At 66.4% G+C, this 21,429-nt stretch carries 20 protein-coding genes and 1 pseudogene; 9 read left to right on the top strand and 12 right to left on the bottom strand.

Annotated features, from left to right (window positions below):
- Positions 1–126 precede the first annotated feature (126 nt).
- Positions 127–1,443 (bottom strand): flavin-dependent oxidoreductase, encoded by a 1,317-nt coding sequence (locus ACSQ3O_RS25240; protein WP_436140853.1) that lies wholly within the window; start codon positions 1,441–1,443, stop codon positions 127–129.
- A gap of 186 nt (positions 1,444–1,629) precedes the next feature.
- On the bottom strand, positions 1,630–2,124 hold the full coding sequence (locus ACSQ3O_RS25235) for an ASCH domain-containing protein (protein WP_298455095.1): 495 nt from the start codon (positions 2,122–2,124) through the stop codon (positions 1,630–1,632).
- 172 nt (positions 2,125–2,296) lie between these two features.
- On the opposite strand from ACSQ3O_RS25235, the gene ACSQ3O_RS25230 reads away from it, so the two are divergent.
- The 3 genes from ACSQ3O_RS25230 (at position 2,297) to ACSQ3O_RS25220 (ending at position 4,873) form a co-directional block, all read left to right on the top strand.
- Positions 2,297–3,115, top strand: a complete 819-nt coding sequence (locus ACSQ3O_RS25230) for an RNA polymerase sigma factor (protein WP_436140852.1) — start codon at positions 2,297–2,299, stop codon at positions 3,113–3,115.
- Between the two features lie 62 nt (positions 3,116–3,177).
- Complete coding sequence (locus ACSQ3O_RS25225; protein ID WP_436140851.1) at positions 3,178–3,786, top strand: YdeI/OmpD-associated family protein; 609 nt, start codon at positions 3,178–3,180, stop codon at positions 3,784–3,786.
- A 67-nt stretch (positions 3,787–3,853) separates the two neighbouring features.
- The gene (locus ACSQ3O_RS25220; protein ID WP_436140850.1) at positions 3,854–4,873 is read left to right on the top strand and encodes an aldo/keto reductase; all 1,020 of its coding nucleotides are present in this window, start codon (positions 3,854–3,856) and stop codon (positions 4,871–4,873) included.
- 194 nt (positions 4,874–5,067) lie between these two features.
- Here ACSQ3O_RS25220 and ACSQ3O_RS25215 read toward each other — a convergent pair whose 3' ends face one another.
- A complete protein-coding gene (locus ACSQ3O_RS25215; RefSeq protein ID WP_436140849.1) occupies positions 5,068–5,988 on the bottom strand; it encodes an OmpA family protein in 921 nt (306 codons plus the stop codon).
- Positions 5,989–6,099: 111 nt separating this feature from the next.
- Complete coding sequence (locus ACSQ3O_RS25210) at positions 6,100–6,477, bottom strand: DUF4398 domain-containing protein (RefSeq protein ID WP_056643773.1); 378 nt, start codon at positions 6,475–6,477, stop codon at positions 6,100–6,102.
- Positions 6,478–6,850: 373 nt separating this feature from the next.
- Between ACSQ3O_RS25210 and ACSQ3O_RS25205 the strand changes: the two genes are divergently transcribed.
- The gene (locus tag ACSQ3O_RS25205; protein ID WP_137749240.1) at positions 6,851–7,954 is read left to right on the top strand and encodes a mechanosensitive ion channel family protein; all 1,104 of its coding nucleotides are present in this window, start codon (positions 6,851–6,853) and stop codon (positions 7,952–7,954) included.
- Positions 7,955–8,062: 108 nt separating this feature from the next.
- Here the strand turns inward: ACSQ3O_RS25205 and gap are convergent, their stop codons facing one another.
- Both gap and tkt read right to left on the bottom strand, forming a co-directional pair.
- Entirely contained in the window at positions 8,063–9,061 is a 999-nt protein-coding gene (gap, locus tag ACSQ3O_RS25200; RefSeq protein ID WP_063461695.1) for a type I glyceraldehyde-3-phosphate dehydrogenase, read from the bottom strand.
- Positions 9,062–9,149: 88 nt separating this feature from the next.
- Positions 9,150–11,222 (bottom strand): annotated as a pseudogene (gene tkt / locus ACSQ3O_RS25195) (transketolase); the annotation flags it as partial.
- A gap of 120 nt (positions 11,223–11,342) precedes the next feature.
- Between tkt and speD the strand changes: the two are divergent.
- Both speD and ACSQ3O_RS25185 read left to right on the top strand, forming a co-directional pair.
- On the top strand, positions 11,343–11,732 hold the full coding sequence (gene speD / locus ACSQ3O_RS25190; protein ID WP_298455062.1) for an adenosylmethionine decarboxylase: 390 nt from the start codon (positions 11,343–11,345) through the stop codon (positions 11,730–11,732).
- Complete coding sequence (locus tag ACSQ3O_RS25185; RefSeq protein ID WP_436140848.1) at positions 11,729–12,493, top strand: nucleotidyltransferase family protein; 765 nt, start codon at positions 11,729–11,731, stop codon at positions 12,491–12,493. Before speD ends, ACSQ3O_RS25185 begins: the two co-directional genes overlap by 4 nt.
- Positions 12,494–12,517: 24 nt before the next feature.
- On the opposite strand, the gene ACSQ3O_RS25180 is transcribed toward ACSQ3O_RS25185, so the two are convergent.
- From ACSQ3O_RS25180 to ACSQ3O_RS25165, 4 genes are all read right to left on the bottom strand, one after another.
- On the bottom strand, positions 12,518–14,224 hold the full coding sequence (locus ACSQ3O_RS25180) for a flotillin family protein (protein ID WP_436140847.1): 1,707 nt from the start codon (positions 14,222–14,224) through the stop codon (positions 12,518–12,520).
- 81 nt (positions 14,225–14,305) lie between these two features.
- A complete protein-coding gene (locus tag ACSQ3O_RS25175) occupies positions 14,306–14,938 on the bottom strand; it encodes a YqiJ family protein (protein ID WP_436140846.1) in 633 nt (210 codons plus the stop codon).
- Positions 14,935–15,609, bottom strand: a complete 675-nt coding sequence (locus tag ACSQ3O_RS25170) for a PspA/IM30 family protein (RefSeq protein ID WP_436140845.1) — start codon at positions 15,607–15,609, stop codon at positions 14,935–14,937. The genes ACSQ3O_RS25175 and ACSQ3O_RS25170 overlap by 4 nt, the downstream gene beginning before the upstream one ends.
- Before the next feature lies 1 nt (position 15,610).
- Entirely contained in the window at positions 15,611–16,120 is a 510-nt protein-coding gene (locus tag ACSQ3O_RS25165) for a hypothetical protein (RefSeq protein WP_436140844.1), read from the bottom strand.
- 146 nt (positions 16,121–16,266) lie between these two features.
- Between ACSQ3O_RS25165 and ACSQ3O_RS25160 the strand changes: the two genes are divergently transcribed.
- From ACSQ3O_RS25160 to pyk, 3 genes are all read left to right on the top strand, one after another.
- Positions 16,267–17,664, top strand: coding sequence for an aminopeptidase P N-terminal domain-containing protein (locus tag ACSQ3O_RS25160; RefSeq protein WP_436140843.1), 1,398 nt, complete (start codon positions 16,267–16,269; stop codon positions 17,662–17,664).
- Positions 17,665–17,678: 14 nt separating this feature from the next.
- Positions 17,679–18,464 (top strand): CPBP family glutamic-type intramembrane protease, encoded by a 786-nt coding sequence (locus ACSQ3O_RS25155; protein ID WP_436140842.1) that lies wholly within the window; start codon positions 17,679–17,681, stop codon positions 18,462–18,464.
- Between the two features lie 106 nt (positions 18,465–18,570).
- A complete protein-coding gene (gene pyk / locus ACSQ3O_RS25150) occupies positions 18,571–20,007 on the top strand; it encodes a pyruvate kinase (protein ID WP_436141172.1) in 1,437 nt (478 codons plus the stop codon).
- Positions 20,008–20,077: 70 nt separating this feature from the next.
- Here the strand turns inward: pyk and ACSQ3O_RS25145 are convergent, their stop codons facing one another.
- Together ACSQ3O_RS25145 and ACSQ3O_RS25140 are read right to left on the bottom strand one after the other, a co-directional pair.
- Positions 20,078–20,641, bottom strand: coding sequence for a phosphatase PAP2 family protein (locus tag ACSQ3O_RS25145; RefSeq protein WP_436140841.1), 564 nt, complete (start codon positions 20,639–20,641; stop codon positions 20,078–20,080).
- Positions 20,634–21,395, bottom strand: a complete 762-nt coding sequence (locus ACSQ3O_RS25140) for a phosphatase PAP2 family protein (protein WP_436140840.1) — start codon at positions 21,393–21,395, stop codon at positions 20,634–20,636. The genes ACSQ3O_RS25145 and ACSQ3O_RS25140 overlap by 8 nt, the downstream gene beginning before the upstream one ends.
- Between the last annotated feature and the right edge of the window lie 34 nt (positions 21,396–21,429).

Below are 21,429 nucleotides of genomic sequence, written 5' to 3'. Positions count from 1 at the left end.
TGGCAAGTTGGTATCAGCCCCATGGGAACCGTTCACGCTGAGCCTGTCGAAGCGCTGCGCAAGGCTTCGACAAGCTCAGCCCGAACGGCTGTTTCAAGTGCACACTGCCCGGCCCGATAGCCTTTCTCAGCCCACCGCCACGCGCTGCCCTGGTGCGATGGTGGGCGGCGCCGCATTCAGTGTCTCGATCGCAAAGCCCGCCGCCGCCTTGTAGCGGGCCATAAAGCCCTCACGCTCCTCGCGCGGCAGCACGTCGTCGATGTGGTCGAACACACCGCCGCAGCGCTCGTCCACCAGCCCCAGCAGGCCAAAGGGCCCAGAACCCCGGTTGCGCAGCACCAGCGCCGAGATGTCTTTGCACAGCTTGTCGTCGTAGGCGCGCAGCGCCTGCGGGCCCACGCCATGCGCAATCAGCTGCGCGCCCAGTACGCGCGCATCCACGATGGCCTGGCTGGCCCCGTTGGAGCCCACGGGGTACATCACATGCGCCGCATCGCCCAGCAGCGCCACGCGGCCGTCTACCCAGGTGGGTACCGGGTCGCGGTCGATCATGGGGTACTCAAACACATCCTTGGCACCGCGCAGCATGGTGGGCACGTCCAGCCAGCTGTAGTTCCAGCCGTCAAAGTGGTGGATGAACTCCTCCAGCGCCACGCGCCGGTTCCAGTCGCCGTGCTGCCAGCCGCCCTGGTTGTCCACCGTGATCTCGGCGATCCAGTTGATGGTGGCCAGGCCTGTGGCCGGGTCGGGCGGCGTGATGGGGTAGAACACCACCCGGTGCCGCAACGAGCCCACGCCCACAAACGACGCGCCTGTGCGCACCGGCACCCCCGGCGTGGTGCCCCGCCACATGATGGCGCCACCCCATTGGATGGGCGGCTGCGTGGGGTGCATTTGCGCCCGCACGGCCGAGTGCAGGCCGTCGGCCGCAATCAGCAGCGAGCCCGCCACTTCGCGCTTCTCGCCGTCGCGTGTCTCGACGATGGCGGCGACACCATTCGCATCCTGCCGGTAGCCCACCACACGCTGGCCCAGCTGCACGGCGTCGTTGCCCAGGCGCTCTTTCACGGCGTTGAACAGCATCATCTGTAGCTGCCCCCGGTGCACCGAATACTGCGGCCAGTGGTAGCCCGCTTCCAGGCCGCGCGGCTCGGCATACACCTCGTTGCCGTTGCGGCCCACCAGCGCCCATTCGCGCGCCTGCAGGCCAATCGTGTCCAGCACCTCGTTGCCAAACCCCAGGTCATGCAATTCGCGCACGGCATTGGGCTGCAGGTTGATGCCCACGCCCAGCGGCTGCAGTTCCGGCACCGTCTCAAAGACGATGCAGGGCACGCCGATCTGGTGCAGGGTGAGGGCAGTGGCCATGCCACCGATGCCGCCGCCAGCGATCAGGACGGGGCGGGGGGAGGAGGTGTGTGAAGTAGTGGGGGTGCCGGACATGCGGGGATTGTCCATGCAATGGCGGGCGGTGTTTGTCGCGGACAGCGCTGGCGAATGTGGGCGATGAATGGGGACGATGGCGGGAGGCTTTGTGCTGCGGGTTGTGCCAGCTCCGCCAGGCTTGCTACCTCCTACCTGGGCTCCGGTGTCCTGTGCCATAGCGGGCCCGGTTGAATGAACCAGGGCTCAGGCTGCATGGGCGCGCGGTGGCGGAAAGACGACTTTGAATCTCTCGCAGAGTACGGGCATCCGGCTTGACGGCTCCCGCCCGATCTGACTGCACTCGCGGCCGAAGAACGCCCAGTGCTCCTCGCGCCAGTATCGGAGTGATTTATCCCCCTCTCCTTCGGTCGCCGCAAACTCTTCAGTGACTTCCTCGAACGGCACAACCTCGGTGTCGGTGGTTTCAATGATGCACAGCGGTGTGCCCGCCCAGTCCGTCACGATGCTGAGGTCTCCAGGCGCCGGGGGGCGCTTGGCTTGTGCCTCAAGACCCCAGACGAGCGCACCGGTTGCGCGCTTGACGCCGGCCAAGACCAATTGCGCAAGGCTGTTTGCAACGTCCTCGCTGTCGGCGAAGTAGAAGGACTCGTAGAACCTCGCATCGTCGTGGCGGCCAGTGGAGGCCAGGAACTCGTTCCAGAACGGAAGCAGGGCGGGTGAAGGAGACTCTGTTTTCATAGGGCCTAGCGTAATCCAGTCCGCACAATCTGCGGGACAAGCGGGACCGTGCAGAATATTTTGGACATTGATTCCTTTGGGAAGTGGCTTGCAGCATGGGATTGCAAGCAGGCATTCGCCCGCCCACTTTGGACCTGGTCTGCGTCTGGGCAGCCTGTGGCACCATGCCCCAATGCAAGAAGACGAACGCACCACCATACTTGTGAACGCCAGCCGCAGCGCCCTGGTGCGCGCTGCCACCCGCCTGCTGGGTCCGGCCGATGCCGAGGACGCTGTACAAGATGCCTACGTGCGCGCGCTGGAGGCCAATGCCCCTGCGCTCAATGCCGCCCAGGCCTGGCTGCTGACGGTGGTGCGCAATCTGGCCATTGACCGTTTGCGGCGGCGCCAGTGGATGGCGCAGTGGTTGGCCGAAGCGGCACAGACCGCGCAGGGCGATGCCGCTGGCACGGTCGCACCCTCGGCGGAGGCCGATGCGGCCCTTGCGCAGCAGGCCGCGCTGGCGCTGCGACGTCTGGCGGCGTGCGTGACGCCCACCGAAGGTGCTGTGGTGCTGCTGCATGCGGTGTTCGATGCCAGCCATGCCGAGCTGGCCCAGGCCAGTGGTCGGTCTGAAGCGTCCAGCCGCCAGCAATTGCTCCGCGCGTTGCAGCGTCTGCGGCAGGCGGAAGATTGCGCCCGCCATGGCGATGGGCAGAGTGAGCCCAAGGACAACGACCCCGCAGTGCTGCGCCTGTACCTGCAGTCGCTGCAGTCGCGGGACCCGCAGACGCTGTGGGCCTTGCTGCGCCAGCCGCCTGTGAGTGCGGTGGCCGTGCAGCGCTCCGTGCAACCCGTGCAATCGCATGCATCGCGCGCTCCGGCCACGGTGGGTGGGGTGGTGCAGGTGGGCGGGCAACTGGGGCTGGTGCTCACGCTCGATGGTGTGACGCTGTGTGTGGTGCCCCTGGGGCCATGCGCTGAGCAGGTGCACGAAGGCGTGGTGGCCTAGCCCGCGCACCCGCAGTAGCAGCCACCAGCAAGAAGACTAGACGGAAGCAGGTTCGCAGCACCATGGCCCCGCAGACCATCCCCATGTTCTTCGCCACGCCGCAGGCGTTTCGCCAGTGGCTGGAGCACCATGCGGCCAGCGCGCCTGAGTTGCTGGTGGGTTTTCACAAAGTGGGCTCGGGCCGCCCCAGCATGGGCTGGTCGGAGTCGGTGGACGAAGCCCTGTGCTTTGGCTGGATCGATGGCATTCGGCGGCGTATTGACGAGCACACGTACTCGATCCGCTTCACGCCGCGCAAGCCGTCGTCGATCTGGAGTGCGGTCAACATCGCGAAGGTGGAGCAGTTGCAGGCGGCGGGCCGCATGACGCCTGCGGGGCTGGCCGCCTTTGCGCACCGCAAGGCCGACAAGTCGGCCATCTACTCGCACGAACAGGCGGGAGTGGCCGAGCTGCCGGTGGCGCTGCAGCGTGCGTTCCAGCGCAAAAAGGCCGCGTGGCGGTACTTTCAGGAATCCACACCGCCCAGCTACCGCAAGGTGATGCTGCACTGGGTCACATCCGCCAAACGCGATGCGACCCGGGAGGCCCGGTTTGCGCAGCTGGTGGCCGCCTGCGCAGCGGGTGAGCGCATTGAGCTGTGGGCGAAGCGACCGCCCAATACCAAGACTTAGCCGCTCTTAGTCCAGCTCCAAGCCCTAGCCACCCGGTAGGTTGCTGCGCTTGCCGTAAGCTCGCGGCATGCAACAAAGAAACCTTGGACCTTTCTCCGTCTCGGCCATCGGCCTGGGCTGCATGAACCTCTCACACGCCTATGGCGCGCCGGTGTCTGCCGAGCAGGGAGAGCGCGTGCTGCTGGCCGCGCTGGATGCGGGCGTGACCCTGTTCGACACTGCCACGCTCTATGGCTTTGGCGCCAACGAAACCCTGGTGGGCCGTGTGCTGAAGCAGCACCGCAGCCGTTTCACCCTGGCCAGCAAATGCGGCATGCAGGGCGTGGATGTGAACGGCGACAGCAAGCTGGTGCGCGTGATCGATGGCCGGCCCGCCACGCTGCGTCAGACCTGCGAAGACAGCCTGCGCCGCCTGCAGACCGATGTGATCGACCTGTACTACCTGCACCGCTGGGACAAGAAGGTGCCCATCGAAGACAGCGTGGGTGCGCTGGCCGACCTGGTGCGCGCGGGCAAGATCCGCAGCATCGGCCTGTCGGAGGTGTCTGCCGCCACCCTGCGCAAGGCCCACGCGGTGCATCCCATTGCGGCGGTGCAGACCGAGTATTCGCTGTGGACGCGCAACCCTGAGATCGCCGTGCTGGATGCCTGCCGCGAGCTGGGCGCCGCCTTTGTGGCGTTCAGCCCCGTGGCGCGGGGCTTTCTCTGTGGCGAGCTGCGCGATGTGAGCACGCTCGACGCCAAGGACATCCGCCGCGCCATGCCCCGTTTTGCGCCCGACGCCTATGCGGCCAACCTGGCGCTGCTCGACGGCTACCAGGCCATTGCGCGCGATGTGGGCTGCACGCCCGCCCAGCTGGCGCTGGCATGGCTACTGCACAAGGCCGAGCACATCATCCCCATCCCCGGCACCACCAGCGTGGCGCATTTGCAGGACGACTTGGGCGCCGCCAATGTGCGGCTGGATGCCGCCACCATGGCGCGGCTGGACGCGCTGATCAACGAGCGCACGGTGGTGGGCAACCGTTACAACGCGCAAGCTGCGAGCGAAGTGGATACTGAGACGTTTGCAGACCGCGCAGCGTGAGCGGCGCGGTCTTCGTTGGGTTTATTGATATAGGCCGCAGAAACCGGTGTGGCTCAAGCCAGCGGCCGCCGCGCAAGGGCCGCCAAGCCGCACGGGCGGCGCTTCGCTAGCGTGCGATGGCGCCGTCCCCCTGCCCGCAACGCGCAGCGGTGCGAGAGCGGGGGAAAGGCGCGCAGCGCCTCAGGGGGGGTACTTTATCTTCCGCGCAGATTCCCCTTGTCATCCGCAATCACGATCTCCACGCGGCGGTTCATGGCGCGGCCTTCGGGTGATGCGTTATCAGCCACCGGGTGGGCCTTGCCATAGCCGCGTGCGGTGATGCGGCTGGTGTCCACGCCGCGCTGCACCAGCGCATCGCGCACGGCCTGCGCGCGGCGGTCTGACAGGTCCTGGTTGTAGCTGTCGCCACCCACGCTGTCGGTGTAGCCCTCGATCAGCAGCTTGCGGTCCGGAAACTGCTTGAGGAAGTTGGCCAGCTTGTCCAGGCGTGGGGCCGCCTGGGCCGACAGCTCGGCCTTGTTGAAGGCAAACAGCACATCGCCCAAGGTCACCAGCAGGCCGCGCTCGGTTTGCTGGGCTTCCATGTCGCGCAGCTGGGCTTCGAGTGCGCGCACACGGTCCTGCGCGGCGTTGGCCTGGGCCATGGCGGCGGTGGCTTGTGCCTGCTGTTGTGCGGCGCGCTGCTCGGCGCTCATGGCCTGCTGCTGGGCCTGTTGTGCGCGCAGGCGGGCGGCATCGGCCTCCTGGGTGCGGGCCTGCAGGCGGATGCGATCCGCTTCGCTGCCGGCCTGCTTGATATTGGCATCGAGCTGGCGCGCACGGGCCGTGTTGGTGGCGATCTCGGCACGCTGGCGGGCGATGTACGCCAGGTGGTTGGTCTCGGAGGTGTCCTTGTCATCGGCCCACACGCGGTCGGCCTGGGCCAGGGCATCGGTGGCCTGCTTGAGTTCGAGCTGGGCGTACTGGTTGACGGCCGGGTCGCCTGCCGCAGTGCTCACGGCAGTGCGGGCTTCTTCCAGGGCGGGCGACGGGGTGGTGCTGGCGCAGGCGGCCAGCAGGCCCACGGCAATCAGGCTGGTGCACAGGGCGGTGGTGCGGTGAAAAAAGCGTGGCATGGTCGGGTGTTCCTTGGTGTTGGAGTGAAGGCAATCGCGGGAGCCTCAACGCCAGTTGCGAGAGGCTCAGCTGCCAGGCAGGGCGCACGGGGCGCCATACGGGGCACTGGCTTAGCGGGGCGATCGGCGGTTGATTTCTTCCTGCAGTGCGCGGATGCTGTCCTGCACCTGGGCCAGGGTGGCGGCATTGCCGGCTGCGTCGGCGCGGGTCTCGGCCACGCGAGCATCCACCTCGGCCTCTGCGGCCAGGCGGCGCGCGGCGACATAGTCCTTTTCTGCCATGGCCTTCTCGGCCTGGATGAGCTTCTCGCGGGCCTGCTGCAGTTGTACGGGGGCGCTGGTGGCCACCGCCGGTGCCGCCGCCACGCGGTTGACGGTGGTGCGGGTGACCGCCATCTGTTCGGTGGGGGCGGGGGTGGACGAACAGGCGGCCAGTGCGCCCAGTGCGAGTGCCGCTGTGGCGGTGCGGATCAGTGCAGATGAATGCATGGTGTGTGGGACTCCTCTGGAGGTTGTTGGAGACGCCGCACCCGTGTGTGGGGTGGGCAACCAGGGGTTCTGGTGTTGATGCATTGTTGGGGCCCGCTCGGCGAGCGGGCGTAGGTCCTGCCTCTGTATCGCTGTCGGGCATGTCTTACGAACATTTGCACGCCGGGCGCCGACACTGTGAGTGCGACGGATGTGAAGGCGCGTTGGGGAACTCTCGCTTTGCAGGGGTCTCGATCAAGGGCAACACGCGCGTTCACCGCGTCGTCCCCAGGCTGCGCCATCTGCTGCCGATGCCTTTGCGCGGGCTGTTTGCGTACACCGTACGCCCGCCTTCGGCCTATCCCCATTGCACAACGAAGAGGAGAGTTACTGCATGCCGCCATCCACGTTTTCCACCTGGGTCCAGGAGACCACTTTTGCGGGTGTGCCGCTATGGAGCCTGTGTGTGGCCCTGGCGGCGGCGGTCGCTACCTACGCCGCCATCCTTGTGGTGCTGCGCCTGCTGACCCGTCGCGCCAAGGGGTGGGCCACGCAGTCGCACAGCGGCATGGCACTGACCTTGGTGGACGTGCTGGAAGGCACAAGCCGCACGCTGATGCTGGTGGTGGCGCTGCTGGTGGGCGCAAGTCTGCTGGATCTTCCAGGCCGCTGGGAGAGCCGCCTGAGCCAGCTGTGGTTTGTGGCCGTGGCGCTGCAGATGGGGCTGTGGGGCATGCGTGCGATTGGCATCGGCGTGCGCCGCTATGTGGAACGGCACTCGTCCAGCGGCATGACGCAGGTCAGCGCCTCGGCCACGCTCATGTCGTGGGGGCTGCGCACGCTGCTGTGGAGTGTGGTGCTGCTGGCCATCTTGTCCAACGTGGGGGTGAACATCACGGCCTTCATCGCCAGCCTGGGGGTGGGCGGTATTGCCGTGGCGCTGGCGGTACAGAACATCCTGGGCGACCTGTTCGCGTCGCTGGCGATTGCGGTGGACAAGCCCTTTGAGGTGGGCGACTTCATCGTGGTGGGCAACGTGTCGGGCACGGTGCAGGTGATCGGCCTCAAGACCACGCGCATTCGCAGCCTGCAGGGTGAGCAGATCGTGATGTCCAACACCGACCTGCTCAAGCAGACCATCAGCAACTTCCGCATGCTGGAGCGGCGCCGCATCGTGTTCACCTTTGGCGTGGCCTATGGCACCACCCCCGAGCAGGCGGAGGCGATTCCAGGCGTGGTGCGCAAGCTCATCGAGGCGCACCCAGAGCTGCGTTTTGACCGCGCACATTTCAAGGCGCTGGGCACCAACTCGCTGGACTACGAGGTGGTCTACATCGTCGAAGACCCGGCCTACAACCTCTACATGGACTTGCAGCAGTCCATCAACCTGGGGCTGCTGCGCGAGTTCAAGGCCATGGGGGTGGAGTTTGCATTCCCCACCCGCACGGTGCACATCGCCAGCGCACCGCCGCAGGCACCCGCCGTTGCGGTGGCCTGATTTCGTGGGCCAGTACCGCGCAGCCAAAAAAAAGCCAGCAGCCTTTGCAGGCCGCCGGCTTGAACAGGGTAGTTGCTTCTAGCGCTTTTTCAACTTCTCAAAGAAAGCTTACTTGGCCACCACGCGTACCATTTCCAGGCACTTGTTCGAGTAGCCCCATTCGTTGTCGTACCAGCTCACGATCTTCACGAAAGTGCCGTCCAGTGCGATGCCGGCGTCCGCGTCAAAGATCGAAGTGCGGGTGTCGCCACGGAAGTCGGTGGCCACCACCTTGTCTTCGGTGTAGCCCAGCACGCCCTTCAGCGCGCCTTCGGACTGGGCCTTCATCTCGGCCTTGATTTCGTCATAGGTAGCAGCCTTGTCCAGCTCCACCGTCAGGTCCACCACCGACACGTCGGAGGTGGGCACGCGGAAGGACATGCCGGTCAGCTTCTTGTTCAGCGCAGGGATCACCACGCCCACGGCCTTGGCAGCGCCAGTGCTCGAAGGAATGATGTTTTCCAGAATGCCACGGCCACCGCGCCAGTCTTTGTTCGAAGGGCCGTCCACGGTCTTTTGCGTGGCGGTGGCGGCGTGCACGGTGGTCATGAGGCCGCGCTTGATGCCCCACTTGTCGTTCAGCACCTTGGCCACGGGGGCCAGGCAGTTGGTGGTGCACGATGCGTTGGAAATGATGGCCTGGCCCGCGTAGGTGTCGTGGTTCACGCCGAACACGAACATGGGGGTGTCGTCCTTGGAGGGGGCCGACAGCACGACCTTCTTGGCGCCTGCGTCGATGTGCTTCTGTGCCGTGACCTTGTCCAGGAACAGGCCGGTGGATTCGATCACGATGTCGGCGCCGACTTCGTTCCACTTCAGGTTGGCGGGATCGCGTTCTTGCGTCAGGCGGATCTTCTTGCCGTTGACGATCAGTGTGTTGCCTTCCACGGCCACGGTGCCGTCGAAGCGGCCGTGCACCGAGTCGTACTGCAGCATGTAGGCCAGATAGTCGGGCTCCAGCAGGTCGTTGATGCCCACGACTTCGATGTCGCTGAAGTTCTGGATGGCCGAGCGCAGCACGTTGCGGCCGATGCGGCCGAAGCCGTTGATACCAATCTTGATCGTCATAGGGAGCCTCTTCAAAGTTGCAAAGTCGAAATCGGGAATCTGCCGCTGCACGCCCGCTGGCAGCGGGGCACAGCGGGCAGGAGAAGTTTTAGCGGGCCTTCTTGGCGGGCTTCAGGCGCGCAGCACCGGTGGCCACCAGCACGGCATCGGCCACGTTCTCTTCTGTGAAGCCGAAGTGCTTGAACAGCACGGGTGCGGGGGCCGATTCACCGTAGGTGTCGATACCCACCACGGCGGCGCAGCCGTACTTCCACCAGCCGTCGGTCACGCCCATTTCCACGGCCACGCGCGGCACGCCGGCGGGCAGCACGCTGCTCTTGTACTTGGCGTCTTCGCGGTCAAAGGTGGTGGTGCTGGGCATGGAGACCACGCGCACCGGCACCTTCTTGTCGGCCAGCAGGCGCTGGGCCTTCAGGGCCAGCTGCACTTCGGAGCCGGTGGCGATGATCACGGCCACAGGCTTCTTCTTGATGCCCACATCGGCAGGCTCGCTCAGCACGTAGGCGCCGCGCGAGATGTCGCCCAGGTCGCGCTTGGGTGCGTAGGGCAGATTCTGGCGCGACAGTGCCAGCACGGTGGGCTTGTTGCGGTTGGACAGGGCCACGCTCCAGGCCACGGCGGTTTCGGCCGTGTCGGCGGGGCGCCACACATCCAGGTTGGGGATCAGGCGCAGGCTGGCCACGTGCTCGATGGACTGGTGCGTGGGGCCGTCTTCGCCCAGGCCGATGGAGTCGTGGGTGAACACGTGGATCACGCGCTGCTTCATCAGCGCGGCCATGCGGATGGCGTTGCGGCTGTAGTCGCTGAACGTGAGGAAGGTGCCGCCGTAGGGGATGAAGCCGCCGTGCAGCGCCACGCCGTTCATGATGGCGGCCATGCCGAACTCACGCACGCCGTAGTTGATGTGGCGGCCGCCCACGCCAGCCTCGTTCTTCACCACGTGGCCTTGCATGTCAAAGCGCAGGTTGGGCGTGCTCTTGGTGTTGGTGAGGTTGGAGCCGGTCAGGTCAGCGCTGCCGCCCAGCAGTTCGGGCAGGGCGGCGGTGAAGGCTTCCAGCGCCAGCTGGCTGGCCTTGCGGCTGGCCACGGTCTCGCCCTTGGTGTGGGCGGCCACCACCGTATCGACGGCCACTTGCGCAAAGTTGGCGGGCAGGTCGCCGTTCATGCGGCGTGTCAGCTCGGCGGCCAGTTCGGGGAAGGCGGCGGTGTAGGCGGCAAAACGCTCGTTCCAGGCGGCCTCGGCGCTTTGGCCGTTGGCCTTGGCATCCCAGCCTGCGTACACGTCTTCGGGGATCACGAAGGGTTCGCTGGTCCAGCCCAGGGCTTCGCGGGTCAGCGCGATTTCTTCAGCGCCCAGGGGCTCGCCGTGGGCCTTGGCGGTGTTCACGCGGTTGGGGCTTCCCTTGCCGATGTGCGTCTTGCACACGATCAGGGTGGGGCGCTCGGTCTGCTTCTTGGCTTCTTCGATGGCGGCAGCCACCTTGTCGGCGTCATGGCCGTCGATGGGGCCGATCACGTTCCAGCCGCTGGCCACAAAACGCAGGGGGGTGTTGTCGGCAAACCAGGGGGCGACCTGACCGTCGATGCTGATGCCGTTGTCGTCGTACAGGGCGATCAACTTGTTGAGCTTCCAGGCGCCGGCCAGGGACACGGCCTCGTGGCTGATGCCTTCCATCAGGCAGCCGTCGCCCAGGAAGGCGTAGGTGTGGTGGTCCACCACGGCATGGCCTTCGCGGTTGAACTCTGCGGCCAGCAGCTTTTCAGCCAGCGCAAAGCCCACGGCGTTGGTGATGCCCTGGCCCAGCGGGCCGGTGGTCGTCTCGACGCCAGCGGTGTAGCCCACTTCGGGGTGGCCTGGGGTCTTGCTGTGCAGCTGGCGGAAATTCTTCAGCTCGCCGATGGGCAGGTCGTAGCCCGTGAGGTGCAGCAGCGCGTACAGCAGCATGGAGCCGTGGCCGTTGGAGAGCACAAAACGGTCGCGGTCAAACCACTGGGGGTTGGTGGGGTTGTGCTTGAGGTGGCGGCTCCACAGTGCCACGGCCATGTCGGCCATGCCCATCGGGGCGCCGGGGTGGCCGGAATTGGCTTGTTGAACGGCGTCCATGGCCAATGCGCGGATTGCATTTGCCATCTGTTGGGATTGCTGGGTGTTGGCCATGGGGAGTGGTTCGGGGTGGGAGGTTCAGGGGAAACCCGGCATTTTACCGGGGCGGCTTTCACCCGCCGGAATTGGCATGCCACGGCCCCCGGAGCACGGCGTCAATGCACTACAGTGCGGGCCATGCAAGGACTGCACCTCACCGCCGATCTTCAGGGCTGCCGCTGCGCCAGTGCCTGGTTGCTGGATGCCGCCGCCCTGGGGGGGGCATGCACCGACGCCGTGCGTGCCGCCGGGCTGCAGGCCGTGGGGCAGTTGTTTCATGAATTTCCGGCCACAGCGCACGGCCCCGGCGGGGTGACAGCTACCGTTTTGCTAGCGGAATCCCACCTGTGTGTGCACACCTGGCCCGAGCAGCGCGCGGTGACGCTGGATGTGTATGTGTGCAATTTCGGCGCCGACCATTCGGCCAAGGCGCGTGCGCTGATGGACGCGCTGCTGGCCTTGTTCCAGCCCACGGCCGTGGACCGCCATGCGCTGCAGCGGGGTGTGGTGAGCGGGGTGGCCGCATGAGTCCCGTCCACCACCAGGTGCCTGCCCTGCTGCTTGCCGCAGGCCGGGGCGAACGCATGCGCCCGCTGACCGACGCCACCCCCAAGCCCCTGCTGCAGGTGCAGGGCCAGCCGTTGCTGCAATGGCATCTGGCAGCGCTGTGTGAGGCGGGTGTGGACCAGGTGGTGATCAACACCGCCTGGCTGGGCAGCCAGATCAGCGATTATTTTTCAGATGTTTTTGGCCGCTACCGCGCAACAGGTAAGCCTGAGCAGCTATCAATTTCATACTCGCATGAAGGCGTGGACTTTGGCGGCGCGCTGGAAACCGCCGGGGGCATTGCGCGCGCGCTGCCCCGGCTGGGGCCGGTGTTCTGGCTGGCGGCGGGCGATGTGTTTGCGCCTGACTTCGTGTTCGACAGCGCGGCGGTGGCGGCCTTCGAGGCCAGCGACCACCTGGCCCACCTGTGGCTGGTGCCCAACCCCGCGCACAACCTGCGCGGCGACTTTGGCCTGTCGGCCGACGGCCTGGCGCTGAACCTGCCCGCCGACGACCCCGCGCCGCGCTACACCTACAGCACCATTGCCCTGCTGCGCGCCGAGCTGTTTGCGCTGCCCTGGTGCGACATTCCGCCGGGCAACCCGGCGGGCATCCAAGCCCCGCTGGCGCCGCTGCTGCGCCGTGCGATGGACTGTGGCCGCGTCAGTGCGCAGCTCTACACCAGCCGCTGGACCGATGTGGGCACGCCCGAGCGGCTTGCGCAACTGAACCGCAGCGGCTGACGGGTTTCGGTTCTTCTGGCGTGGTCAGTCGCCGGATTTGGTGGCGGGTGGCTGCGGGGCCTGCGCCTGCCCGCCCAGCATGCCTGCCAGGCTCTGGGCCATGCCTGTGATGCCTTCGTTGGACAAGCCTGCGTCTTTCATCACCGCATCCACAATCGGTTTGGCAATCTGGTACTGCAGGGCCGAGTTCATGACTTGTTCGGGGAAAGTGCCCGTCGCCCCCTCCCGCCCAGCGCCTGCAGTGCCCTGGCTGCCGGGCATGCCGCCCACCTGCACGATGCGGATGGAGTCGATCTTCTCCATGGGGCGCACCGCCTGCTCGATGATCTGCGGCAGTTGCTGCAGCAGCAGGCTGCGCACCTGCAGGTCCACCTGCGCGGCCGAGAGTGTGTTGAGGGCCTCGTTCAGCGCGCGTTTGCCTTCGGCTTCGGCCAGCGCGGCCGCCTGGCGTGCGCGGGCCTCGATGGTGATGGCCTCGGCGCGGTCCAGGGCGGCCTCCTTCTCGGCCGATGCCGATACCCGGATCGCGATGGCGTTTTGCTCGGCGTCTTTCGAGGCTTCGATGAGCTGGATGTTCTTGTCCCGCTCTGCCACGGCCACCTGGCGCGCGGTGTTCACGGCTTCCTCGGCCTTCACGGCTTCGGCGCGGGCGAGGTTGGCTGCGGCGTCGGCATCGGATTGCTCACGCGACTTGGTGGCAATGGCGATCTGCGTGTCTTGGCGTGCAATCTCCACCTGCTTGCGCTGCTCGGCACGCTTGGTTTCGGTGTGGCGCTCCAGTTCGATCTCGCGGGTCTGGATGACCAGATTTTTCTCGATCTCGGCGGCCTTGATCTCGCGCTCGGCCTCGATGCGCTTTTGGCTCACCTGGCGCTCGGCCTCGATCTTGGCGGCTTCGGCCTCACGGTTGCGCTCTGCCTGCTGTGTGGCGATCAGTGCGGCTTGCTCGGCACGCGTGGTTTCGATCTCGCGCTTTTGCGAGAGCGAGGCGAACTCCTGGTCCTTCTCGATGGTGAGCTTCTGGCGCGTGGCCTCCAGGTCCTTTGTGCGCACCTGCACCTCGGTGTCCTGTTCCACATCGTTGCGCTGCTTGCGGCGGGCCTCGGTCTGTTCCGTCAGGCGGGTCAGGCCCTCGGCATCGAAGGCGTTGTTGGGGTTGAAGAACTGCTTTTCGGTCTGGTCCAGGCTGGTCAGCGAGACGGACTCCAGCTCCAGGCCGTTCTTTTCCAGGTCTTCGGCCACCGCGTTCTGCACGGCCTGCACGAAGTCGCGGCGCTTGTCTTGCAACTCCTGGATGGTCATCGTGGCGGCGGTGGCGCGCAGCGAATCCACAAACTTGTCTTCCACCAGCGCTTTGAGCTCTTCGGGGCTCATGGTGCGCGCTCCCAGGGTCTGGGCGGCGATGCTCACCGCCTCTTCGGTCTGCTTGACGCGCACGAAAAAGGCGGCCGTCACGTCCACGCGCATGCGGTCCTTGGTGATCAGGCTCTCTTTGGCGCGGCGCACCACTTCGAGCTTGAGGGTGTTCATGTTCACCAGCACGCGTTCATGGAACACCGGCAGCAGAATGGCGCCGCCATCCATGATGACTTTTTGCCCGCCCAGACCGGTGCGAACGAAGGCGGTTTCTTTGGTGGAGCGCTTGTACAAACGCGAAAACACGATGCCGATGGTCAGAAGGGCCAGCAGGGCAATGCCTGCGATAGCGCCCATTTCGATCAGGTTGGTCATATGCAATATCTCCCTCTTTGACGGTGTGTTGGTCTGGTTGTCAGTCTGGTTATCGGTCGGGTTGGTGTGCCCAGGCGCGGCTTACATCAGCGCGGGATGCGGGTTGGCGATGCAGCGGTAAAACGCCCCGACTTTGCGCACGATCAGGATCTGCGCGCCTTCGTCGAACACCTCGTCATCCACATCCGGCTCCACCATCAGGTAGTGGGTGCGCCCATGCGTGTCGCGGACGCGGGCCTGCGCCGCCAGCCCTCGGCGTGCGGACCCTGCAGAGACCACGCCTGGGCGGCCGATGAGCGACATTTCACTCACGGCCGACGTCTCGTCGCGCGGGATGATGTGGGCGATGAGCGCGCCCAGGCTGCGCACTGTGGCCATGCCCGGGGCCACTGCGGCAAGCCCTGCGATCCACACCGGCAGGTAAAAGCCCAGCAGGCCGTGCGCGACTTTCTGCAGGCTGTAGCCGAACACGGCGTAACCCGTGAGGAACAGCACCAGCAGCACCAGCGAGGGCACCTTGCCCAGGTGCAGCCAGCCCAGCACCCGGTCCAGGCCACTGTCGCCGTGCACGTCGGGCAGGAGGTCGTCCAGCCAGTTGCTCGGGCTCAACGAGATCAGCATGCCCAGCCCCTCTACCAGGGCAATGCCGACGATGAGCGCAAACGCCACGCCGAAGGGCCATGTTTCTGGCGCCGTGAACAGGCCGGTGATCACGGTTTGATGGCCTTCAGTTGGGCCATGCGCTCGGCGATCTTGTTGTCGCGCACCAGGTCATCCAGCTCCTTGAGCTTGGCCGCCTGGTCGAGGGTGTTGCTGCGGTCCGTGCCCGACAGGCCCGTCTGGCGGGCATAGATGCGATCAAACGCCCCGGCAACCGCCTCCATGCGCTGGGCCGGGTTGGTGCCGCCAGGCTGTACCGCACCAGCCGACGGTGTGGCGCTGGCGCGGCTCTTGCGAAACGCCTCCAGTGCTTCGGTCATTTCGCGTTGCTTGGCCAGCAGCGCTGTCACATAGCCCGTGAGCTCGCTCTCTTGCCGCGCCAGTTCCGCCAAGGTGGTTTCCAGCACGGGAATCTGGGCCTCTATGTCGAGCTGGCGAGCCACTGCGGCGCGCGCCAGATCCTCACGGCCCGCGTTCAGGGCTTGCTCGATCTGCTCGCCCAGCTTGCCGTGTTGGCCATTCAGGTTGGCATGTTGCTGCTGTGCCAGGTGCCGGTTGGCGCTGGCCAGGCCCAGTTCATGGCGCACATCGCCGCTGACGGCTTCGGCCTCGCGCAGCGACTGTTCCATCACGGCCACCGGGGCCTGATTTTCCAGGTGGTCCACCAGGGCGTGGACGCTGCCGGTGATTACACGTCCAACGCGGGTCTTGAGTGAATCTGCCATCTCAGGCTCCTTTTGACAATGAAGGGTGAATGGTGTGGGCCAGCTCCAGCGTGGCCGCAGCATGTCGCTGGACAACGGTCGGATCGTAGGCGCTGGCTTGGCTGGTCGTTGCTTGGCGCAGCAGCATTTCACTGAGCGCAAAGCCACGGCGCACCAGCAGGTCTTCCAGGCGGGCGGCCTCCTGCTCGGAGCCGGGGGCGTTGCTCACCACAATGGCAAGGCAGGTGGTGACATGGTCCAGCATGGCATTGAGCACGTCGGAATGCCGACCGGTCTGGCCTTCGGTGCGTACCAGCGACTCGCGCAGCCGCCCCGTGATGTCCCTTGCCCAGGCATGGGCCGCTACGTAGTCCAGGGCCCCATCATGGTGGCGCTTGAGTTGCCCCAGCAGTACGCGCAGCTTGTCGCTGTTGGTGGTGGCGCCCTCTACCTGCAGTTGGGCCAGCCACAGGTAGAGGTCGCTCGGTATCCGGGCGGAAAGGGGCTCCATCGTGGTGGAAGTGGTAGACATGGGGGACCTCGCGCAGTATTTGAGTGCAATAGTATTCAATTGAATACGTTTGTCAACGGACTTCTGTACCCCCAGTTTTCGGCAATTGTGGGTTCGAGGATGCTAGTACGCGAGGGCAGGCCATGGATTCGCGATAAAAATAGCGAATGAGCTCAACGTCCTCGCCCTCCATTTACGCCCAGCGCCGCGCGCGCCTCGCTGCACAGCTTGGCCCACGGGGCATCGCCATCATCCCCACGGCGCCCGAGCGCCCGCGCAACCGCGATACGGACTTTCTGTACCGCCACGACAGCTATTTCTACTACCTGACCGGCTTCACCGAGCCCGGCGCCTGCCTGGTGCTGGCGCACGATGGCCGCAGCACGCTGTTCTGCCAGCCCAAGGACCTGGAGCGCGAGATCTGGGACGGCTACCGCCTGGGCCCCGCCGCCGCGCCCGCCGCCCTGGGCGTGGATGCTGCGCATTCGCTGGCCGAGCTGGACAGCAAGCTGCCGCGCCTGCTCGAAAACACGGCCTGCGTCTGGTACCCGTTTGCCACGCACAGCGGCCTGGCCGCGCGCGTGGAGGGCTGGCTCAACGTGGTGCGCGGTCGTGTGCGCTACGGCGCCATCTGCCCTGCCGAGCAGAACGACCTGTGCACCTTGCTCGACGAGATGCGCCTGTTTAAGGACGCCTACGAGCAAGACATCATGCGCCGCGCCAGCAGCATCAGCGCGCAGGCCCATATCCGCGCCATGCAGCGCGCCGCCCGCATGCTGCGCGCCGGGGAGGATGTGCGCGAATACCACCTCGAAGCCGAACTGCTGCACGAGTTCCGCCAGTACGGGTCGCAGTACCCCGCCTACAACTCCATCGTGGCCGCCGGGGCCAACGCCTGTGTGCTGCATTACCGCGCCGACGACGCGCCTGTGCGTGACGGCGAGCTGGTGCTGATCGACGCGGGCTGCGAGCTGCACGGCTACGCCAGCGACATCACGCGCACCTTCCCCGCCAATGGCAAGTTCACCGGCCCCCAGCGCGCGCTGTATGACCTGGTGCTGGCCAGCCAGGATGCGGCCGTGGCCGCCACGAGGGCGGGCGCCCGCTTCAACGACCCGCACGACGCCACTGTGGCCGTGCTCGCGCAGGGCATGCTGGACCTGGGCCTGCTCGACAAGAACAAGGTGGGCACCGCGCAGGACGTGATCGACAAACGCGCCTACTTCCAGTTCTACATGCACCGCACCGGCCACTGGCTGGGCATGGACGTGCACGACTGCGGTAGCTATGTGGAGCCCGGCGAGGTGGGCCAGACCAGCGAACGCAAGGACCCGCTTTCGGGCGAAACCATCACCAACCGCCCCAGCCGTATCCTGCGGCCCGGCATGGTGCTGACCATCGAGCCCGGTATCTATGTGCGCCCGGCCGAAGGGGTGCCCGAGCAGTTCCACCACATCGGCATCCGTATCGAAGACGATGCCATCGTTACCGAGACGGGTTGTGAGCTGATCACGCGTGGTGTGCCGGTGAAGGCCGACGAGATCGAAGCGCTGATGCGCGCCTGAGCGTGGGCAAAACCATGGCCGTGGACAAAGCTGCCGGAGCCGATGCGGCGCATGCTCCGGCTCAGCCCGGCAAGTGGCGGCTGGGCGGCGCGCTGTGGTTGCTGGGCATGCCGGGCGTGGTGGCGGTGGTCTGGACGCTGCTACCCACCCTGAAGGCCAACGCAGCCCTGCTGCCGCTGCCGCCAGAGGCCGTGCTTTTGCTCAGTGGGTTGCAGGCGGCGGCGCTCTTGGCGCTGGCCGTGGCGCTCGGGGTGTGGCTGGCGCCCCGCGTGGGTCTGCAGGCGTCCGCCATGTCTGCCTGGCTGGCCGGTCGGCCTGCGGGGCCTGCACTGCGGGTCCAACTCCTGCCCGGCATCGTGGGTGGTGTGGCGGGCGCTGCGTGGCTGTGGATGCTGTCCCGGCTGGCGCCCACGGCGCTCCAGCCTTCCGATCCTGCCAGTGCCATGCCGCTGGTGGTCAAGCTGCTGTATGGCGGCATCACCGAAGAGCTGCTGGTGCGCTGGGGCGTGATGACCCTGTTGCTGTGGCTGGGCTGGCGCCTGCTGCAGCGCGGGCAGGGGCGGCCAGGCAAGGGGCTGGTGGCTGTGGCGGTGCTGCTGAGCGCTGTGTTTTTTGCCCTGGGGCACCTTCCCGCTGCGCAAGCCCTGGCGGGGGTGTTGACCGTGCCGGTGGTGGCGTTTGTGCTGGTGGGCAACACGGCCTTTGGCCTGCTGGCGGGCGGGCTCTTTGCGCGCCACGGGCTGGAGGCCGCGATCATTGCGCATGTGCTGGCGCATCTGTTGTCATACCCGCTGCTCTGAAGCGCTGAGCCGTGTTGCTGCAGCATGGGTAACTCGCATGTAACCGCTTCGTGTGAGAATTGAAACTCGATTACATCCCCAACGACCGAGAGAAAGAGACATGTCCATGCCTACCCGCCGCGCCACCAAGATTGTTGCCACCCTGGGCCCCGCATCGAGCGACCCGGCGCTGCTGGAGGCGATGATCCGAGCGGGGGTGAACGTGGTGCGGCTGAACTTCAGCCACGGCAAGGCGCAGGATCACATTGACCGCGCCGCCACCGTGCGTGCTGCCGCCCAGCGTGCGGGCCGCGAGGTGGCCATCATGGCCGACCTGCAGGGCCCCAAGATCCGCGTGGGCAAGTTTGCCGAGGGCAAGGTGATGCTCGAATCCGGCGCTCAATTTGTGCTCGATGCCTCGCGCACAGAGCCGGGCGACATCGAAGGCGTGGGCCTGGACTACAAGGAACTCCCGCGCGACGTGAAAGCGGGCGATGTGCTGCTGCTCAACGACGGCCTGATCGTGCTCACGGTGGATGCCGTGCGTGGCGAGGCCGTGCACACCACGGTGAAGGTGGGCGGCGAGCTGTCGAACAACAAGGGCATCAACAAGAAGGGCGGTGGCCTCACGGCGCCGGCCCTCACGGCCAAGGACATGGAAGACATCCGCACGGCCATGAGCTTCCAGGCCGACTACGTGGCCGTGAGCTTCCCCAAGAATGCGACCGACATGGAAATGGCCCGCCAGCTGTGCAATGTGGCGGCCTCCGAGTTCCGCCACAAGCCGGGCCTGATCGCCAAGATCGAGCGCGCCGAAGCCATCCCGCACCTCGAAGCCATCCTGCGCGTGAGCGACGGCATCATGGTGGCGCGCGGCGACCTGGCGGTGGAGGTGGGCAATGCCGCCGTGCCTGCGCTGCAAAAGAAGATGATCCGCATGGCGCGCGACATGGACAAGGTCGTCATCACTGCCACGCAGATGATGGAAAGCATGATCACCAACCCCGTGCCCACGCGCGCCGAGGTGAGCGACGTGGCCAACGCCGTGCTGGACGGCACCGACGCCGTGATGCTGAGCGCCGAAACGGCCGCAGGCCGTTACCCGCTCGAAACCGTGGAAGAAATGGCCACCATCTGCGCCGCCGCTGAAGCGGCGGAAGACCACCAGCTCGATGCCGACTTCACCGGCCAGACCTTTGGCCGCATTGACCAGTCCATCGCCATGGGTGCGCTGTTCACGGCCCACCACCTGGGCGCCAAGGCCATCGTGGCCATGACCGACAGCGGCGCCACGGCGCTGTGGATGAGCCGCCACAGTATCCGCATTCCCATCTACGCCCTCACCCCCAAGGTGGCCACGCAGCGCAAGATGGCCATGTACCGCAATGTGCGCCCGCTGCTCATGGACACCAGCGCCGACCGCGACACCGCGCTGGAGCAGGCCGAGCGCCACCTGAAGAACCGCAACATCGTGCAAAAGGGCGACGTGTACGCCATCACCTGCGGCGAACCCATGGGCGCACCCGGCGGTACGAACATGTTGAAGATCTGCGTGGCGAGCTGATGGGTTGAGGGGTTACCCCTCCTCACGGCTCCGGGGCTGCGCCTTTGGGGGCGGTCCCGCCGGGTGGCGGTCAGTGCGTGCTGCCTTGTGGCGACTTGTGCAGCAGGGCTGCTTGCCAGCGGGGCGCCCGCGCGGCCAGTGCATGGATGGCTGCGGCCGCCAGTCCACCTGTGAGCAAGCCGGCCAGCACATCGGACGGAAAGTGCACGCCCAGGCATACGCGGCTCCACACCATGGCCGCCGTCACTGCGGAGGCCAGCCAGGTCAGCCCCGCGACCGGCCGCAGGGCGAGGCTGGCTGCGAGCGCTGCGGCTCCTGCCACATGCATGCTGGGAAAGCCTGCCCGCGCGGCGTGCTCAATCCACTGCACGCCCATGCCCAGTTGCGCCGGGCGCGGCGAAGGGACGGCCAGCCGCAACAGTTGGACACCCACCCACGCCAAAGCCATGGATGCGAGCGCCAGGGCCAGAGCGCGCCGCTGCGCTGCATTGCCCAGCACAAAGCTGCCAAGCAGCAGGCCCCCCATGGCGGTGGGCAGTTGCTGCGATACCCACCGTGCCACCGTCACCACGGCAGGCAACGTAGCGGCGTCGGCGTTGAGGGCCTGAAACAAGGCCAGGTCGATGTCAAGCATGGGAGCCGTCCGGTGGCGTGGTGGTGCTGGCGAAATGCGGGAAGCGGGGGCGCAGTGCGGTGGCCGCCAGGTCGCAGAGCCAGCCGGTGGTCCAGCACAGCCAGCCCGTCCACAGCGTGTGGCTCATGAAATGGGCGCCGCGCACCTGCTGGGCCGCACCCAGCACAAACCCCGCCAACACAGCGCCCGCCAGCCACCAGCGTGCGGCCGACGGCGCCTTGTGGCGCAGTGCGAAGTAGCCACCCAGAAAGGCGAAGCCGGCCGATGCATGGCCCGCCGGAAAGCAGCGGCCGCTGCCGCCATCGAGCACGCCCAGCGCCCAGTGCGACACATGGCGTGCCACGCCGCCAAACTGCGCCAGGTCCCAGGGGCAACTGGTGGCGCTGAGGTTTTTGGTGATGCTGATCACAGCCAGCGAGAGCAGGGCGCTCACGGCCATCTGCAGACGCTCACTGGCGTCCAACTTGCGCAAAAAGCCGCGCGGCCACCACACGCTCAGCGCCAGCAGGAGCACCAGCAGCCATCCCAGGCGGCGGGTGCCTTCATGCAGCACCTGCACAAAAAACCATTGGTCCCGCATCGGGAACCCGTTGGACGAGCCAAACACCTGGGCAAACGCCAAGTCTTGCCCAGCGGCATCCCAGGCCACCACACAGGCCAGTGCTCCCAGTGTCCAGAGAAGCAGCGTGCGGCGGTGGGTCGGTGCGTGGGGCGGGATGGGCGCGATGGAAGGCCTGGCGGACGAATGCTGCATGGGCCGGAAGATAGGAAACCGTACTTAACGCCGT

This window comes from Acidovorax sp. LjRoot74 (assembly GCF_964254355.1).
Classification (GTDB): domain Bacteria; phylum Pseudomonadota; class Gammaproteobacteria; order Burkholderiales; family Burkholderiaceae_C; genus Acidovorax.
The sequence above is the reverse complement of the archived record's forward strand: the minus strand, read 5'-3'. Positions and strand labels throughout refer to the sequence as shown.